Consider the following 18395-nt stretch of genomic DNA (forward strand, 5'->3'; position numbering starts at 1 on the left):
AGATGAGATATAGCCCGGTAGTATTCCAACTTCTTTTTATAACATTTGCAGCCGCAACAATGGATAGCGGTTACTATTTTTTGCCTGCCTATTTTGATGGGATGGGGTTTTATGCAGGTCCATGGCTGGGTTGGATAATGGGGGCAGGATATGGGATATCGGCATTATCACGTTTTTTTGCCCCTGCAGTAGCTGATCGAATCGGGCTCGATCGTTCTCTCAAAGTCGGTTTCACTCTATTGCTTACTGCATCTTTGGCAATAGCCTTCGGTCCTCTCAAAGTATGGACCGTCATTTTATATAAAACTCTTTTGGGTTTGGGAATGACTCTTCAGGGAGTCGCAATGATTGCCTATCAAATGGTTATGGTACCTGAACAAACGAGGGGTAGAGATATAGGGCTCATCTCTCTGGGCTATGTTTTACCCTCATTAATCTTAGCCCCTATTCTCGAATGGATTCTCTTAAAGGGATACCCTCGCACCTATGCGGTTATTCTCGTAGCGATTGTTTCAGGTGGCTTACTAATGTGTTATGGCTTTAAGGGCGAACAAACGATGCCCGTTCTTTCAAAAAAAGAGACAAAAAGTGCCAGTTATAGAGAAATATTTTCGATGCGCCCAATTTTAGGTTTTATGGCTGTTATGGCTGTTTTTTCATTGGTAGACGCCATGCAAATAACGTTTGTCTCTCTCGCTTATGAACGAAAGCTTATAGCCACGGCATTCTTTCTTCCAGCTGCAATCACTTCATTGATGATTCGCACCTTGGGAGGATCTTTTCTCAATCGGTTCCCTCGTCGATTTATGGCGGGAGCTACCACATTTATCACTGCTGTGGGTATTTTCGGCACCAGTTTTGCGACATCTTCTTTTCAACTAATAGGTTTAGGGGTTTTTTTCGGTTTAGGCATGGGAGTGGGATTTCCTGCAATGACATGTCTTATTGGAGATTTGGGAGATGATAGAACTCGAACAAAATTGGCAGCCATCTATGGACTACTGTACTCTGGCACCTTCTTTATCATGCCAGCAGTTATAAGCTCAATCGCCGCATATGCGGGATATTCAAAAGCCTACCGTTTGGTGGCAATTGTTTTAATCGGCCTGAATGTTGCTGCTTTCCACTGGAGCTACCGCATACAGAAAACTGCAACTTCACAAAATATAGAAATATCGGAGGTATAAAATTATGAAAATCGGATTTATTGGTTCTGGTCTCATCTGCGAGATTATCACTCAAAACATTTTGAATAGCGGGCTTGTTAAAGCTGAAGATATTCATATTACAGACATCTTCAAGGCTCGAGAGAACGAAATGCACGAACGCTACGGTCTTACTGTTGCCGCAAGCAAAATTGACGTTATTAAAGCGGCAGATATAGTTTTTGTTTGTGTACGTTCTGACAACGCCATGGATCTTGCCGAGGAACTTCGTGAGATTCAGCCCGATTTCAGCAATAAGGTTCTTATCTCTATCTCTTCTGGTATTCCCATGAAACTCTATGGAGATATCTTCCCTGACCTGGCAATAGCCAGAGCTCTTCCCAACCCTCCCAGCAGAATTGGACATGGGGTTGTTGCTGTCGCTTTTAATAAGAATGTTTCTGATGAGCAGAAAGCAATGTTAATGCAACTTTTCGATTCTATGGGAAAAGCCTACATGCTTGATGAAGAGAAAATCAACGTCGCTACTGCAACTACCGGACCTGCTCCAGTTTATGCATTCTTCCAGGCCATGGTTGAATCAGCACTACTTCTTGGCATTGACTATAAGAGTGCATCACACATGGCATTCGGAACAGTCGAAGGTTGCCTAAAGGTATGGGAACGCCAGATCGACGATATTGCTGGACTTCTTCGTGAGACAAGCACTCCTGGCGGTATTTCTGTTCGTCAGCTTTACGCACTGGAAAAACGGGCTTTCAAAGCCATTGTCAAAGAAAATTACGAGGAAGGCTGGAGCCGCACTAAGGCCTACAGTGATGCAATTAGAGAAAGCTTAAAAAAGTAAATTTTTTTACTTTACTGAATAAAATCGAATGAAGGTATCGCTGTGAATATACTTGGAGTTTTTTATAGCCTTCTCGTCGCTTTTGTATGGGGAAGCGCACCAATCATTTATCGTTATTGCATCAACAATAGTTCTGCGTTGAAAATGCAAGCTATACGCAGTATTGGTTTTCTGGGATGTGGACTCATTATTGCTCTTATCTCTCCAAATGTGCTGCATGTAGCTTCACATTCTGCTCTTATGGTTTCAATAGGTGGGCTCTCCGCTCTTCTTATTGGTGACTCACTTTTTTTCCATGGGATTAGACTTATAGGTCCCGGTACAGCGACAGCCATTACAGGTACCTATCCGTTTTTTGCAAGTGTTGCTGCAATACTTTTCCTTGGCGAAAGGGCAACTACAGCTACTATTGTCGGTACCTTCTGTATCTTTGTAGGACTTGTAGTCTTTCGAATGAAACGAGAGGAGCCAAAACAAAAATCTCTACAGGGAGTTCTTTTATCTCTTTTTGCAGCATTCTTTTGGAGTGTTAACTTTGTTTTGACCCGTTGGGGAATGACTATCGGAGATATTTCTCCCCACGCTCTTGTTTTTTGGCAATCGATATCTTTTTTCATAGCCATTTGGATATGTTGGGGTATTTCTTGGCAAAGAAACAATCGCCAGGAACCATTATTCAGGATGCCTCTCAAAAATATGGTCATGATGATAACAGTTGGTGTTCTCTCTATGGGATTAGGTGGTTTTCTTACATCAGAAGCAATGCGATATGCTCCGGCATCTGTCGTTACTCCCATTACTGCTTCAAGCCCCCTCTTTGCAGCGTTTTGGGGAAGACTTCTCTATAGGGAACCTATTCTCATTCCTCAATGGATTGGAATTGTTCTGATTCTTACAGGTGGAGTAGCCATCAACTTTGGGTAAGCTAAAGGGGAAAACCTTAAAAAATGAGGTTTTCCCCTTTCCTCTATTTGTCGCCACGTATCCCTTAAAATAAGGTATGATTTATATATTGGATTTCGAAAGATTATGATCGTTGGAGGCAAATCATGAGTTCTCCTTTTGAAAAAGACAACGGCCAAGATACAAAAGAAAAAGTTCCATTTATTGGTCGATATGGTATACGAAGTCAGATATTTTTCTTGGGCTTTTTAAGTATTGTTGCTGGTGGCATGGTATTACGCTTTGCTAGAGGCGTTGTAATGCCTCTCGTTGTCGCTTGGTTGCTTTCGTATATTTTTAAACCGATTATCCAGACACTTGAGCGCAAAAAAATACCGCCCATCCTTTCGATTACGGCCCTAGTAGCCATCTTCCTTGGACTCTGCCTACTAGGTTTTACCTTCTTATATAGGCGTCTGGTACCTTTCGTAAATGCTTTTCCCTCGTACTACGACCAGTTTTTAGTTCTCGTAGAAGAGATTGGCAAAGCTAATGATATCCCTACAGATTTACTCTTTGAATTTGACTGGGGGAGTCGTCTCACGACGTGGCTTCTGACCCTGCCTGGAACAGCTATTTCTCTCGTGAGCAATTTGTTTCTGGTTATTGTCTTTCTTATTTTTATTTTACTGGGGTCTCCCGCTTCATCTGGGAAGCTTAAAAGAGCATTCTCTCCAGGAACTGCCTATCGATTTCAACATATTATTGATAAAATTTCTAAACAAATAGGGCGTTATTTGGCAACAGCCGTCATTATAAGTTCTTTGACAGGAGTCGCTGTCTGGTTGGCTCTCAAGTTTATAGGCGTTGATTTCTCTGTAAACTGGGGTGTGTTAGCCTTTTTGCTTAACTTTATTCCCTACATCGGTTCTATATTGGCATCAATTCCCCCCATTCTGGTTGCATTGGTAAAGTTTTATCCTGACTTCACACCTGCCATCATAACGAGCATTGCTTTGTTGACTATCCAGGTTGGTATCGGAAATATTTTAGCTCCCAAAGTTATGGGAGATGCTCTCGATATAAATCCTATTATCGTGCTTGTCTCCCTTCTTTTCTGGGGCTGGCTGTGGGGCGGCGTAGGTGCTGTTTTGGCTGTTCCTATTGCTGTGGTTATAAAGATCGTGTGCGAAAATGTTCCTTCTCTTCGTCCCGTAGCAATTATCATGTCATCGAAATAAGAACACACATATTTTTCTAAATACATATTTACAAAAGAGGGCCCCATCTCATATAATTGATTTTATCAACTATATGGAGGTTCTTCATGTTACGTCAAACCCAAGATCTGGCAATTTTAATAGAAGACATTGTCTGGCAATTTAGCGGAAAAAGCTTCAACGAAGAGTGTTGTGGCAATCTTTCTTATGGGGAATATCGAGCTCTCTATTTCATTTACCAACACGGGAACATTTCTATATCCGAATTATCAGAAAAACTTGTTCTCACAAAAAGTGGGGGGACTCGCCTTGTAAACAGACTTGAAGAGAAAGAATACGCCGAAAGAAAACGGAACTCAAGGGATGGACGCGTTTGCTGCGTAGGTTTGACAGCCAAGGGGGAAGGAATGGCACAATCACTTCATCAATCTTTTATTTCACGTATCGATAACACATTAAAAACTTTAGATGACCCTCTTCGTGACGTAGTTATTGCCGGATTTAAGATTTTCAAGAAAGCACTCTCAGAAAATGGCGAAAATAATATTTGATTATTTCAACCTTAGTTAATTTCAAAAACATATTTTGCACAATGAAGCCCTCCAATATAGTACAAAGCTAATACATACTTAGGGGTGAAAACATGTCTGAACAGGCAAAACAAAAAAGTTCCGATGAAATTCGAAGTAAAGTTCGTGAACGATATGCGAAGATCGCTCAAAACCCAAATATGCAATCGGGATGTGCATGTTGCAGCGGTTCCTCTTCCTGTTGCTCAACGTCACCTGAGACTCTTATTTCTAAAGAATTAGGATATTCTTCAGAAGAACTTTCTGTTACTCCAGAAGGCTCAAATATGGGGCTCGGCTGTGGCAACCCCCAAGAGAGCGCAGAGTTACAAGCTGGCGAAGTCGTTTTAGACTTAGGAAGCGGCGGCGGTTTTGACTGCTTTTTAGCAGCCCAAGTTGTCGGTGAGAATGGACATGTGATAGGGGTCGATATGACTCCTGAAATGGTCAGCAAATCCCGCGTAATGGCTGAAGAAGAGGGATATTCCAATGTTGAGTTCAGACTTGGGGAAATAGAACATCTACCTGTGGCTGATGCTTCTATTGATGTCGTTATTTCAAACTGTGTTATTAATCTCTCCCCAGAAAAAGAGCAGGTATTTTCAGAAATATATCGTGTTCTTCGAAAAAGTGGGCGTGTAGCTATTGCAGATGTCATAGCATTACAAGAACTTCCCCAAGAAATAAAAACCAATTTAGATGCTTATAGCGGCTGTGTCGCAGGAGCTATTACTGTTCAAGAAGTAGAAGAAATATTAAAACGTGTTGGTTTTAAAAGTTTTAAAATTACTATAAAAGAAGAGAGCCAAGAGTATATAAAAGATTGGTTTCCTGAAAGCGGCGTAGAAAAATTTGTCCGCTCCGCGTATGTTGAAGCAGTAAAATAAAGATAAGAAGGGCCTTGCTGATAGAGCAAGGCCCTTCTTGCTTTGACTTCATATTCCTTTTATATATTGAGAATTTCTTCGATGGAAAGATCTGCGATTCCCAATGTTTCAAGTGTTGTGCCATTCTTCAAATAATCGACATCGTGAAGTTTGGAAGCCAGATCGATGGCAAGCTTTACTGTTGTAGCATCATATCCTGCCTTCTGGGCAAGAAGATAGGCCGGTACAAGTACACCCGGTACATCTTCTGTCAAATATCTTCCTTTAATATTATGGCCAACTAAATCGACGTAAGGCGACTCCGGACTCTGCACATACTCATAATATGTGTGAGCTTCGTTTTCTCCATAAAACATTTTCAACTGATCAAGAGCGCCTATAAGGTGTACTCCAAGGGCTTTACCAATAGCTATGCGCTCTTTTTCTAACTTTTCCATGATTTTTGCTATTTCAGGAGTAATTCCGTCCATATAGTGCCTGAACCCCTTAGGATTCTTTTCAATGGCACCATAGTTCAAGAGTACTGGGAATGGATGCAACGTAAAATTGATATTGTCAAGATCAATGGCAAGCAGGTTGTCAGCTGGAATATATTCAACATATCCTTCAAAGATGTCTTGAACAATGCGATGTACTTCTTCTGTATCGGATACTGGAGACGTAGCCATCTGTAATTTGAATTTCTTTTTGAAGATCATAACCGTATCGTAGCTGCTGATTCTGCATGCATAAGGCATAGATGCTGTTTCAGAGATAGATACCTTTACATCAATACCTTCCTCTTTCATTATTTTTCGGAATCTGAAACCTGCATAGTTTCCGGGAACAACAACGATATGCTGACCATCTTTAAGATGGGGAAGCATCTTTCTGAAGATAGGTTCATGAGCAAAGGAGGGAACCACGACGAAAAGAACCTTTGCTCCATCCATTGCCTCTTCAATATCCATAGTTACTCCAGACAAAGTTCCTTCTATATTAATATCTCCCTTGAGATGCATCTTTTTCTCTTCGCGAAGACGTTTGTAATCTTCTGTCGCTTCGAGAGGCTCCCACATCACAACATCGTACCCTTTAGCTGCAATCTGTGCGCAAAAAGCCCGTGCTCCATTTCCACTTCCAAGTACTGCAAATTTATGATTCATAGTTAGTCCTCCCCTCAATGTATATGGATCATAGATAGAAATAAATCGAAATCGATAAGACTGTAATCGTCACTTTTCGAGCTATCTGTATCGAACTCTCCACGGGAAAGACGATCTAAAGCATCTTCTATCCAAAGGACTGACCGGACACATATTTCATTGTGGCCTTCTTCAAGGGCAACGGAACGATATGGATTTCTACAGAGGCGGGCGTTACCTGCCAAAGGATGTCCGTAAAGCGTATATCCTGTATAAATGTATCTTTGTGCGGCTTCGAGAACCTGAATCGCCGTACCCTCAACTGACTCTACACATGAATAGGCGCTGATCACCCGAGGATTATTCGATAGAACCAACATAGTTATTCCTCAAAAATTGTTTGTTCTGAAATAGGAGTTGCCAATGCCTTGAGAGCTCTTTCTAGCAGACATTTTCGAATATAGAGTTCTTCTGCGGGCTCTTCAGAAGGAGCACCTACAGGGTAAGGAATAGCTACCCCGCGAATAATCCGATTGGCTCCGACAGTGAAGGCAACAGATGGAATAGCCGTAATAAGCACTGCTGGCAAACCTACGCGTTCAATTTCGCGAGCGAGCGTTGCACCGCAACGAGTGCCTGTTCCTCAGGTTGAAGTGAGAATAACGCCCTGCACCCCTTGGCTCATCAGCATTTCTCCCATTTCTTTTCCATAGCGCTCTGCTGATTTTACGGCGGTAACATTTCCCACAGTTACTGGATATTCATTATGGAGTCGTGCAAAGGCCTTTTCTTTTTCAAGAACCCGTGCTGCGTCAAGAGGTAATACGCGATTGGGATTCTCATTGGCTGGCACTGGATCATATCCGCCATGGGCAACTTCGTAATCGCCCTTTTTTAAGCTTTCAATGCCTTCTATGGAATAGTGACACCACTTAGATGCGTTATGAGCTTCAATACGATCAGGGTTGCCGCGAGGAACTATTCCTCCCTCCGTACCTATGGCAATGATTGCGTCACTCATATCAGAGACAGGCGGAGCCGGAGGAACTGTATCAAAAACCGGCATGGGGAGCTCTGTTGTGAAGGACTCGTTATTCATTTTCTTAACGAGCATATCCACTGCCCGACGAGAACCTCTTTTAGCTTTACGAACGTTTATCCGTATGCCCCTCGGAATGTATCCCTCTTCTTCCGGGCCGCCAATAGGCTCTTTATTGAGCACTTTGTCAGCAAGGCGAATCATTTTAGGCACAACTGATGAGATTTCTCGCGCCGAGTCGCCCGTTTCGACAATAAACATATCTTTCTTGGCAATATCAACGCCAGGATTAACTGGATGCATTGCACTTATTGCCGGAATACCCAATTCTGTTATAACTGCCTGACATAAAGTTCCACATGAAGTGCCATAACGACCAGCAGCAAAAGCGGGACCTGCAATAAACAGATCTGGATTTTCTTCTTTAATCCATTCAAGAACCTTTGCTTTTACTTCTTCAAGGTTTTCTGCTGCGTAGTTATCTCCGCAAATAATGGTTTTCACGATAACGTAGCGATTATTCGATGCGAGTTGAAAAACGTTACCAATACCTACTGGATCGTTTGTCGCAAAAGGAGGAATACCAGCTTTGTCTTCCCCTCCTATTTGTCCGAAGAATTGATTCATGTAATGAACTACTCTAATCTTAGTCATCGTCTGTCCTCCTATATGGCCCAAGTGGTGAGGTTTTCTGTTCCTAATTCGTTCGTCGACCCCATGATGCCAGCTATTTCCATAGCAACTGACCCATCAGGAAGCAAACTTCCCGAATGACCGCCAGTAATTACATCAACACATTCAATGTGCCCAATAACTTCATCCATAGGAGGAAGAATTACTCGCTCATTACCGTTTCCATTCGTCACAACAGCATCAGCTTCAGGCGTTACATCGGCGAGACCGGCAGAAGCGCCATCAGAGCCAGCATATTCATCTGTCACCAACACAGTTTTTATGCCATTCTTCTCAAAGAGTCTCGTGAGCATCATAAGATCAGCTTCAGGATTGCCGCCTCCATCTTCAGAGACAATGGCTCCTTCCGCTCCTATCATCTGAGCTATCTTAAAAACCTGATTACAGATTCTTTCCTTTTCCACAAAAGCAGTACGAACAGGTGCAACGATAACTCCAAGAAATGTTATTTTTTTCTCGTGTTCAGAGAGAAGGTCTTCTATAATGGGATTGTTCTGGTGGTGGTAAGTGGTGTGCTTGTGGCAGGGGGCCGCACAGTTTCCGCTTACCACTGCTCCGTCCATAAGCTCCGTTGGATTCATAAGCACAGGAAGACACCCCTGGGCATTGAGTCCATAAAAGTAATTGTCATGAAGCAGGCCCTGAGCGATGGTCTGACAAATATAGACGACCTTTGGTAATGCAGCATTGCTACCTAGAAGTTCAAGTAATGTTGCTGCAGGATATTCTGCCTCTTCATATTCCCCGAAATTTTTAACAGCTTCGGCAATGAAGCGAGCAGCTTTCACTCCGCCGTTCCGTACACTTCGTTCATGTTCATGTTTTCCCAGGCCAGGAACGGGCTCGAAGAGAAGCACAATATTATTTTTCTTCGAAAAGACACTATACTCTGCCCCTTTGCCAGACATGTCGATAAGCCCTTCCTGAAAATTGACAAGTTTTCCTGACGTTACGATGGCAGCACCATCAAGGACAATAGTCGTTCCTCGACCAGAAATAAAATCGGGATCACAAAAAAAGCCCGGGAAGGTGTATGTCTTTTCGTCTAATTTTGTCCGTGGTTCAATCACATCTTTTACAGGAACTATTCGTTTGCTTTCCCCGGGCCTCGCCAACTTAACATCAACACTTTGAAGCTGTTTATCTTCGAGCAGAAGAGAGATGAGTTCTTCTTTATTGATAAAAAGCGTTTTTCCCTGAATTTCTGTAACTGAACCAAATTGCACGTCTGCTACTTTAATTCGTCTCAGCTTCAAGGTTTCCATCTTTTACTCCTCCTAAGCCTGTTCGCGTTCAATAATGGCGCGACACATTTCTTCGTCGGCAGGTGCCATACCCCTTCTCGCTATTCGGCCAAGAATAGCTATAGTGTCATCTGCCCTTTCACAGACAAGGCCATCGCCTGGACGAATGGATATATCGTTCATTGCAAGATATGCAGATTCGATAGCCGTCCCTACTGCATTTGCCAATTTCATTGCACAACCAAGCTTTGCTCCATCGCATAAAACTCCGCCAATACTTCCCACAACGGTATTAATGGCCTTTTCGACCTGTTCGAAAGAACCGCCTAATTCCATCACCATACCGGCTGCTACACCCAATCCTGCTGCTATTGCACAGGCACACATGGGAGAAAGACGACCAATATGACTCTTCAGATAAATCGTTACAAGAAAGCTCAAGGCGAGTGCTCGAATGAGAACTTCTTGGTTCGCTTCAAGTTCGCGAGCCATAACAACGAGAGGAAGGGAAGCTGTAATGCCAACATTTCCACTGGTCGCACAACTCATGGCAGGCAAGCCTACCCCGTCCATACGGGCATCTGATGCAGCTGCAGTAAGGGCTTTTGCCTTAGTTATCGAATTGGCGTAAGGATAATCAAGAAAACCTTGACCAAAACGACCGCCTGCCTGCTGCTCAAGGCCAGCAAGAGCCAGGCTTTCATTCATGGAAATGGCATTATGGAGGAAGTATAAATTCTCAACAGGTTCATTTAAAGCAAATGTATAAAGATCTTTAAGGACGTAAGAAAGAATAGCGTCTTTTGAATAATCGGAAGAGGCCTTTTCTTCTACAGGTTTGCTTAATATCGTTTCATCGTTAGCTTTGACAAGAACTACATTTGTATGCGTTTTGACGATGACTGCTTGACCAATGCCCTTTGTAGTTTTTACGCTAGCATCAATGTAGAGACCGACTTCTTTACGACTCCAATCAATAGAAATAAGAGTTTTAGGTAACATATCAACAGCTTTTTTTTCATCTTCTTCTGTCACGTTATGCAAAACTTCAAGTCCAGCCTCAGCGTCGCCAGCTACAGCACCAAGAGATGCTGCAATGTCGAGTCCCATAAGTTTTGTTCCAGGAATACCTACAGCGATGGAATTTTTATACGTATCTCTATCCATTACAACAGTGACAGACTCAACTTCTCCACCAACAGCTGCACGAGCAACACTTGTCGCAAAAGAAACAGAGGTTGGACCAGTACATCCAAGCGCAGGATTAACTTCTTTTTTAAGAATAGTCAGCAACGATTCAGCCATGATACTTCCTCCTTGAAGAGCAGGGGCTTGAAGCCCCTGCCTAAAACATTTACTAATCGAGAACGAGTTTTACTGCCTCGTCGAAATTCTTTTCTCCCAATATTTTTCTCATCTCGGGCCATACTTTTTCACGTGCGTTCTGAGTCAAAACTCCTAGCTCTTCTCCGCTTAAACGTATAACGTTGATTCCGTAATCTTCCATACGTTTCTCATTGGCAGCCTGATCTGCTTCAGCCTGAGCTACTCGGCGATTTTCCATTTCAAGAGCCAATTTGGAGATAAGTGCCTGATCTTCTTTGGAAAGAGAGTTCCAAAGCTCCATATTCATAATGAGATACCACTGTTCAAAATGTGTATTTGATGGAACGTAGCATTTGATAATGTCACGGAAATTTGCATAATAGCCTTCAGCACCAGCACCAAAAGCACCATCAACGATACCTGTCTGCAAAGCTGTAAATGTTTCTGCAAATGCAAGAGGAGTTGCCATATATCCCTGTGCATCAGCTAACAATTCAAAAGCCTTTTGAGTCGGGACACGAACCTTCAACCCCTTGGATACTGAAGGATCTCCAGGTTTGTTAGGTTCTTTCATAAGAGCAGTTCCACCAAAATAGACTGGCCATACGCTAATAATTTTGAGATCCTGTTTGGCATATCTTTCAGCAGCCCAATTCATAAGAGGCGTACCGCTTACATAGTTTTTCTTAACGCCTTCCCAGTCACTAACAATATAAGGAAGGTTAAGAATCTGAAGCATTTTATCAGCGGTTGTAACAACTGGCTGAATAGCCATTTCTACAGCGCCTACACTGACTCTCTCGTGTACAACGGTGTAATCGCCAAGCTGAGCATTATCAAATATCTGAAGCTTGATACGACCATTGGATTCCTGCTCTAATTTCTCTGCAAACCATTTCACATCTTTGTCAATTGCCGTATCTGCCGGGCGGATATGAGAGATTTTCCACGTATACGATTTTTCTTTAGCCATAGCCTGCCCACCGACCATAGAGAGAGCTGCGAAAACAAAAGAAATCCCCAACAACGCTGCAAAAAACTTTTTCACTGTTACCGCCTCCTTTATGATTTGTGACTCTTTGCTGCCAATTTTGCGAACCATTTTTCTTTAAGCTTCTCCGCTGTAGGCGTTGAAGCCAAACCACCACGCATACTTCCCCTTAATTCAACAGGTAGAAGCTTTTGAACATTGATGAGAGCACCTACTACTTCGTCTGGCGGAATGATGCTTTCTATGCCCGCAACCGCCATATCGCCAGCTGCATATGCGTTAGCAACACCAATGGCATTACGCTTGATACACGGAATTTCTACTGGTCCAGCTACGGGATCGCAGATAAGCCCCAGAATGTTTTTCAAGGCCAGAGATGCTGCATGTACAATCTGACTCTCTGATCCGCCAGAAAGCTGTGCCAACGCAGATGCAGTCATAGCCGAAGCAACACCAATCTCTGACTGGCACCCACCTAGCGCGCCGGAAACAGGAGCTCTCATAGCAATTAAGGCTCCGACCATTGCTGCAACGAGCAAAGCATCTTCTATCTGAGAGCTTTCTGAATTCAAGTACTCCGCTGCTGTGAAGAGAGCCCCTGACAACACTCCACATGATCCGGCCGTTGGCGCTGCCACAACACACCCCATACACCCATTGAGAGTCATTACTCCTAATGCTCTTGCTATGGATTTGCCAACTGTAGGTCCAGACAGAGCCCGTTTTTGTTCCACTAATTTCATAAGCTTCAAACCTTCATCATGAGGCATAAGATTTCCCAGTAGAGTCAAATTTTCTTTCATCCCATCAGAAACTGATTGACTCATAACCTTCCATGCATCTTGAATTTTTGAGCGTATAAACTCTTTTGTCAGACCACTTCTTTTTGTTTCGTAGGCTATGGCAGCTTCAGCTAAAGATATCTGGTGCGATGAAGCGTAATCGATCCATCCCTGAAATGAGGAGAAAAGAGGCATATCGTCTTTCAATTTATAATCAAGCAAGCTAGAAAGAGAAAATACTCTCTTAATCCCCGTAACCTTTTCCAGTTCATTGAGTTGTTCTTTTTTTAAACTCTTTTCTGTAAGGCAGGTATATAAACAATCCTTAACATTTGAATCAGAAGAAACGCTCTTCTCGCAAGAGATAACAGAGACTTTTAAAACCTCCGAAAGCGTTTTTATTGAAAAATCACTTTCGGCAATAAAGACAACTCCGTCTTCACTTCCACGTAAAGAGATCGGGTATCCTTCCAACTCTGTCATGAGAATCTCGCCACCACCGACTGAGATTCCAACAACACGAACAGAATGCTTTTTATCGGTTAGCAGCATATCTACTGTGTTAGGATTCCTCTCTGACAGTGGTTCCAGGTGATAAGATACGGGGATATTTTTTTGCTCCGCAATAGCCAAAGCATCACCTATCTCAGGCGAATCCTCATGCATACCAAGTAAGCCACCAACTATGGCAGAGTCACTCATGTGCCCTTTATAGGTTTCAGCCAGCGCCCCGTAGAAAAAGAGGTCTACTTTTTCCGGTTCTCCTCCAAGAAAGGAACGTCCCATACGTCCAATGCGAAGAACTCCTGCTGTATGAGAACTTGAAGGTCCGGTCATTATGGGACCGAGTGAATCAAAAAGACTAACGAGTCTCGTTCGATTTCGACAAAGGGTCACGCTTTTCACTCTCCTTTACAAACACGGCACTTACTACTGCACATACCCCATGAGACCAGGCAGGAAGAGCGATAGCGCCGGCCAAAATGTCGTAAGGATCATCACAGGTACATACCCTAACAGGAGGAAAGTCATGGCAGGTCGCAATATTTCTACGAACTCCACATTACCTATTTTCATTCCCAGATAGAGAATGCTTGCATAGGGAGGGGTAACACCGCCAACTGCAAGATTAACTCCGAGAATTGAAGCGAAGTGAATCGGATGAATTCCAATGGCCTGAGCCAGAGGTAAAAGCAGAGGGGCAACCAGAATAACTCCCGTAAGGTCGTTAACTATCATTCCGATAAAGAAAAGAAGGAAATTAATAAGAATTAAAAGTATGACCTTACTCTGGGTAATTCCGAACATGGCTTTGACAATAGCCTGAGGAATTTGCAGCATAACAAAGGTTTGACTCAACATGAGGCTGCACAAGATCATAACCATGATTGATCCTACCGAGATAGCGGAATCTCTGGCCACTTCGTAATAATTTTTAGCTTTAAGACCTTTATAAATCAAAAATCCTACTGGGATAGCATAGATAACGGCAACTGCCGCCGCTTCTGTAGGAGTCATAATGCCTCCATAGATACCGCCAAGAATAATAACGGGCATCATAAGAGCAGGTAAGGCCTTCCAACCACGACGGGCTATTTCGCGTACCTTTTCTTCTTTTTTAAGTTCAGGTTCCAGTTTAAGAGGAAAATGCTTGGCCCATACAAGGTTGATTACAGAAAAAAGAATGGTGACAAGAATTCCGGGACCAACTGTCGCTAAAAAGCACGCTAATATCGACGTTTCTGTTACCCACCCATAAACGATCATAATGACGCTTGGAGGAATAAGAAGTCCCAAAATTGAAGAGTCGGTAACTAGTGCTGTTGCATATCCTCTTGGATACCCCTGCTCGACCATGCGTGGAATGAGAATGGGGCCAGTTGCTGCAACACCCGTAAAGCCACTGCCTGAAATAGCTCCAATAATGGCACAGCTTATAGCGGCTACAACACCTAAACCACCACGTACTCGTCCGACAAAAACATCAACTAAGTCAAGAAGATATTTCGCAATGCCACTTTGACTCATGAGGCTTCCTGCAAAGATAAATAGAGGGACACACAAAAGAACTGGACTTAAAATTTGTTGCAACCCCCACATCATCATACCTTTCATTGAAACTCCGCCGACAATACTCATATACATGAGGGCTCCACCAAAGCAGAAAGGCAAAGGCACTCCAAAGGAGAGGAATACAACAAGAATAAGCAACGCTACAAGTGCAACAGATATCATTTAAAAAACCTCCTCTTCCGTTTGGGCCAACATATCTTTGGGTGTGTGGACAAAACTATTGAGGTGTTCTAAAAATTCAAGAACGGTGTAAAAAGTCATACAAGCCATGCTTATAAAAACCAAAGCTTCAGACCATATCATGGGGATAAAAAGAGTTGGACTCTCTTTTTGCACTCTCAACGCATATTTAAGATAGTCATATCCCCAGTAGGAAAGCCAGATAAGAACGATCCCACTTAAAACAGAAGCAACAGTTCGTACTAAATAGATTGTTTTTTGTTTTTTCATAAAAACTTCAAGCACGCGAGCTACTATTTGATTTTTGTCAGCTGAAGCTTTGATGGAGCCTATGAGGTAGGCCCATGTGGTAGGAAAAAGAAGCAATTCCTCTATTCCCATAAGAGGCGCTTTAAATACGTATCTTAAAACAACCTGGCCAAAAACGAGAATAGCAATAAACGACATAAGGAAAACAAGTACCATATCTTGGGCTTGTCCCGCCCAATGCAAAATATTGCTAAAAAGGCCCTTCGGTTCAGACATGTAATTCCCTCCCCTCTCGACTTTTTAAATATGGGTGTCACACTCGCCATATGACACCCATCATGCATTGTGACGCTACTTGTTACACGAATTCATACGTCCCTCCAATGTTATTCTTACGTGCGCGCTCAAGAACAACAGAAGCAACGCCAATATCCATAGCACCTGTTCCAATAGGAATACAAAGGATTTTTTCACCGTCAGCAACTGATGCCTTTTTCTTCCCTGCGGCCAGTTCGCCAATGGTAGAATAAATGTCTTTTTCTGTAATTCTTCCGGCTATACCGAGCTCGGCAAGGGCTCCACGGTGAAGGGTCTGTCCAATGTGATCAACAATGATCTTATCGGCGTTTAATATGCAATCGTTGTCACATTCCTGGTAAGAGCCCATGGGGAAAAGCAATTTGCCTGGTTTAAACCACTCATTTTTAAAGAATTTTTCTTTAGACTGAGTTACACAAACTGCTACGTCACCACCATCGGCAGCCTCTTCAGGTGTTTCGGCAATGTGAATTTTTCCTTTCACATATGGCTCCATATCAGAAGCGTAACGCTCTGCAGAAGCTTTGCTAATGTCGTATACACGTACTTCCTCTAAATCGAAAAGTTCAGAAATAGCCATTGTCTGGGTATGTCCCTGCATTCCGGCTCCATAAAGGCTTAAACGAAGAGATTTTTTGGGATAAAGATATTTGAGGGAAACAGCAGTTTGCGCACCGGTACGCATATTTGTAATATAAGATCCGTCTAATACAGCCGTAAAGTTGCCCATTTGGGGATTAATAAGCATAATAAGAGAGGTAATATAGGGAAGGCCAGCCTTTTTACGTTCTCCTAGGAAACCTCCGGCCCATTTTATGCCTGCCGTGTCTGACCATCCGACGTAAGCCGGCATAGCGTTCATAAATCCGCTATATGGTGGGAATGGTGCCGTTTCTCCGAGATCAAGGTTAACTTTTGTGGGGTTTACAACAGTTCCATCGCCCATACCTTGGAAGGTTTTGTCGCAGGCTTCTACTACGTCTTTCATTGTGATAAGCTCTTTGATTTCATCTTGGCTCAATAACAACGTTTTCATAGAGTCTTCCCCCTTCATTGTAGTTTAATGATATTTTTGCTTTACTGATTGTAAAAGGTGCCGTATAGTAACAATGTTCTTCTGCACTGCTGTTGAACAATTGAACATTAGCACAGTCATTTAATAACGTCAATATAGAAAAAATAAAAAATTTAGAAATAAATTGCATTGAATACAGGGGGTCCCTATGTTTAAACCTGCTAACAAAGCAACTTTGCATCAAAATGTACTTAATCAAATGATTACCGCAATAAAAGAAAATGAATGGGAACCGGGAAGCAAACTTCCTGGGGAACAAAGTCTGGCAAACGCCTTTGAAGTAAGCCGAAATTGCATTAGAGAAGTTTTAAAAGCTCTTGAACTTACAGGAATAGTCGAAGCGCGGGCTGGTGACGGAACTTATCTTTCTGAAAATGCACTGCGCAACATTGCCAATTCGGATCTTGTGGCTTCTCTTTTCGAAGAAAGCACACTTATGGAACTTATAGAGGCTCGCCAATTGTTGGAGGGACAACTCGCTTACTGGGCAGCACAACGTGCAAGCGATGAAGAAATAATGAATCTCGAACGCATCCTAGTTGAGGAGCCAGAAACACCAAATGTGGAAGTTCACTATCACTTTCATAATTACCTTGCAGAAATTGCAGGCAATCCTTTTCTGTTGCGTCTTCTCGATTCTCTTCGCACAGAAGTTTCTGCTCAAAGAATTGTTTTTAAATCATGGCCATCTACCGAATTAGAACTATTTAAAAAAGATCATTGGGAAATTTGTCAGGCCATAAAAGAAAGAGCCCCTGAAAAAGCTCAGGAAGCTATGATTCAACACCTTCTCCGCTCACAAAATGAAATATTAGAAAGAAACAGGAGAGAAGGCAGAAGGAAAGAAGTATAAAAAGTAATATATTTTATTATGTAGTAGAATAAGTTAAAGTTTTAATCGCTTTATTGAGTTCAATGTAGTATAAACTTAATTAGAGAAATTTATGTCAAGCAAGGAGGACTTTATGTTCAAGCCTGCAAGTAAATCAACACTTCATGAGAATGTTCTTAATCAAATTATAGAGGCAATAAAAAAAGGCGTTTGGGAACCTGGGATGAAACTACCCGGTGAACAGTCACTCGCGAAAACATTCGGCGTAAGTAGAAATTGCATCAGGGAAGTATTGAAAGCATTGGAATTATCCGGAATTGTAGAAGCACACCCTGGAGACGGAACGTATTTATCGCTAAACGCTCTTCGTAACATCGCTAATATGGAATTTGTCGCGAATCTTTTTGAAGAATCGACCTTAAAAGAACTTGTTGAAGCTCGATCTTTACTGGAAGGTCAGATTGCCTATTGGGCTGCGGAACGCGCCACATCAGAAGAGATAGAGAAGCTGGAAAAGCTCTTACTTGAAAATGAAAAAAATCCAGATGCCGATATACACAACAAGTTTCATAATATTTTAGCTGAAATGGCAGGGAATCGCTTCATTTTGAGGCTCTTGGAATCAATCAGAAATGAACTGGCAACACAAAGGCTTATCTTTAAAAATTTTAGTCCAGAAGCTTTAAAACAACATAGAAAAGAAAATATGGAAATTTGCCAAGCTATTAAAAACCGGGATTCAGAAAAAGCGCGAGAAATTATTCATAGGCACGTTTCACGTGGTCAAGATGAGATTCTGGAACGTCTTCATAAAAAATCAAAACGTACAAAGACCGAAAAAGACACTTTGGGAAGCATAAAAAACCCGAACTAAAAATTATGATAAATAGTAAAAGTA

18 protein-coding genes are annotated in these 18395 nt (G+C 42.4%); 8 read left to right on the top strand and 10 right to left on the bottom strand.

The window, feature by feature from the left end; genetic code table 11:
- Positions 1-2: 2 nt before the first annotated feature.
- The 6 genes from ACZ5GY_RS09525 (at position 3) to arsM (ending at position 5571) form a co-directional block, all read left to right on the top strand.
- Positions 3-1187 carry an MFS transporter gene (locus tag ACZ5GY_RS09525; RefSeq protein WP_213690478.1) on the top strand — a complete coding sequence of 395 codons (1185 nt, stop codon included), beginning with the start codon at positions 3-5 and terminating at the stop codon, positions 1185-1187.
- A gap of 4 nt (positions 1188-1191) precedes the next feature.
- A complete protein-coding gene (locus ACZ5GY_RS09530; RefSeq protein ID WP_213690479.1) occupies positions 1192-2013 on the top strand; it encodes a pyrroline-5-carboxylate reductase family protein in 822 nt (273 codons plus the stop codon).
- 42 nt (positions 2014-2055) lie between these two features.
- Positions 2056-2937 (top strand): DMT family transporter, encoded by an 882-nt coding sequence (locus ACZ5GY_RS09535; protein WP_213690480.1) that lies wholly within the window; start codon positions 2056-2058, stop codon positions 2935-2937.
- Positions 2938-3062: 125 nt separating this feature from the next.
- On the top strand, positions 3063-4136 hold the full coding sequence (locus tag ACZ5GY_RS09540) for an AI-2E family transporter (protein ID WP_213695497.1): 1074 nt from the start codon (positions 3063-3065) through the stop codon (positions 4134-4136).
- 86 nt (positions 4137-4222) lie between these two features.
- Positions 4223-4666, top strand: a complete 444-nt coding sequence (locus ACZ5GY_RS09545; RefSeq protein ID WP_213699166.1) for a MarR family winged helix-turn-helix transcriptional regulator — start codon at positions 4223-4225, stop codon at positions 4664-4666.
- A 92-nt stretch (positions 4667-4758) separates the two neighbouring features.
- Positions 4759-5571 (top strand): arsenite methyltransferase, encoded by an 813-nt coding sequence (arsM, locus tag ACZ5GY_RS09550; RefSeq protein WP_464111816.1) that lies wholly within the window; start codon positions 4759-4761, stop codon positions 5569-5571.
- A gap of 59 nt (positions 5572-5630) precedes the next feature.
- On the opposite strand, the gene ACZ5GY_RS09555 is transcribed toward arsM, so the two are convergent.
- The 10 genes from ACZ5GY_RS09555 to ACZ5GY_RS09600 form a co-directional block, all read right to left on the bottom strand.
- Positions 5631-6716: an NAD/NADP octopine/nopaline dehydrogenase family protein gene (locus ACZ5GY_RS09555; protein ID WP_213690484.1), complete on the bottom strand. Its 1086-nt coding sequence runs from the start codon at positions 6714-6716 to the stop codon at positions 5631-5633.
- A gap of 14 nt (positions 6717-6730) precedes the next feature.
- Complete coding sequence (locus ACZ5GY_RS09560) at positions 6731-7075, bottom strand: GrdX family protein (protein ID WP_213690485.1); 345 nt, start codon at positions 7073-7075, stop codon at positions 6731-6733.
- 2 nt (positions 7076-7077) lie between these two features.
- Positions 7078-8388, bottom strand: coding sequence for a glycine/betaine/sarcosine/D-proline family reductase selenoprotein B (locus tag ACZ5GY_RS09565; RefSeq protein ID WP_213690486.1), 1311 nt, complete (start codon positions 8386-8388; stop codon positions 7078-7080).
- A gap of 11 nt (positions 8389-8399) precedes the next feature.
- Entirely contained in the window at positions 8400-9692 is a 1293-nt protein-coding gene (locus ACZ5GY_RS09570; protein ID WP_213690487.1) for a glycine/sarcosine/betaine reductase component B subunit, read from the bottom strand.
- Between the two features lie 12 nt (positions 9693-9704).
- Positions 9705-10976, bottom strand: a complete 1272-nt coding sequence (locus ACZ5GY_RS09575) for an L-cysteine desulfidase family protein (protein ID WP_213690488.1) — start codon at positions 10974-10976, stop codon at positions 9705-9707.
- Positions 10977-11028: 52 nt separating this feature from the next.
- Positions 11029-12045, bottom strand: coding sequence for a TRAP transporter substrate-binding protein DctP (dctP, locus tag ACZ5GY_RS09580; RefSeq protein ID WP_307879744.1), 1017 nt, complete (start codon positions 12043-12045; stop codon positions 11029-11031).
- 14 nt (positions 12046-12059) lie between these two features.
- The gene (sdaAA, locus tag ACZ5GY_RS09585; RefSeq protein ID WP_323401986.1) at positions 12060-13667 is read right to left on the bottom strand and encodes an L-serine ammonia-lyase, iron-sulfur-dependent, subunit alpha; all 1608 of its coding nucleotides are present in this window, start codon (positions 13665-13667) and stop codon (positions 12060-12062) included.
- A gap of 33 nt (positions 13668-13700) precedes the next feature.
- Entirely contained in the window at positions 13701-15005 is a 1305-nt protein-coding gene (locus ACZ5GY_RS09590; RefSeq protein ID WP_307879742.1) for a TRAP transporter large permease, read from the bottom strand.
- Positions 15006-15548 (bottom strand): TRAP transporter small permease, encoded by a 543-nt coding sequence (locus tag ACZ5GY_RS09595; RefSeq protein ID WP_213690490.1) that lies wholly within the window; start codon positions 15546-15548, stop codon positions 15006-15008. It abuts the gene before it with no gap.
- An 82-nt stretch (positions 15549-15630) separates the two neighbouring features.
- Positions 15631-16626, bottom strand: a complete 996-nt coding sequence (locus ACZ5GY_RS09600) for an ornithine cyclodeaminase family protein (RefSeq protein WP_213690491.1) — start codon at positions 16624-16626, stop codon at positions 15631-15633.
- Positions 16627-16813: 187 nt separating this feature from the next.
- Between ACZ5GY_RS09600 and ACZ5GY_RS09605 the strand changes: the two genes are divergently transcribed.
- Positions 16814-17518 (top strand): FadR/GntR family transcriptional regulator, encoded by a 705-nt coding sequence (locus ACZ5GY_RS09605; protein ID WP_213690492.1) that lies wholly within the window; start codon positions 16814-16816, stop codon positions 17516-17518.
- Between the two features lie 112 nt (positions 17519-17630).
- Positions 17631-18371, top strand: a complete 741-nt coding sequence (locus tag ACZ5GY_RS09610; RefSeq protein ID WP_213690493.1) for a FadR/GntR family transcriptional regulator — start codon at positions 17631-17633, stop codon at positions 18369-18371.
- Positions 18372-18395 lie beyond the last annotated feature (24 nt).

Source organism: Aminobacterium thunnarium, assembly GCF_055390565.1.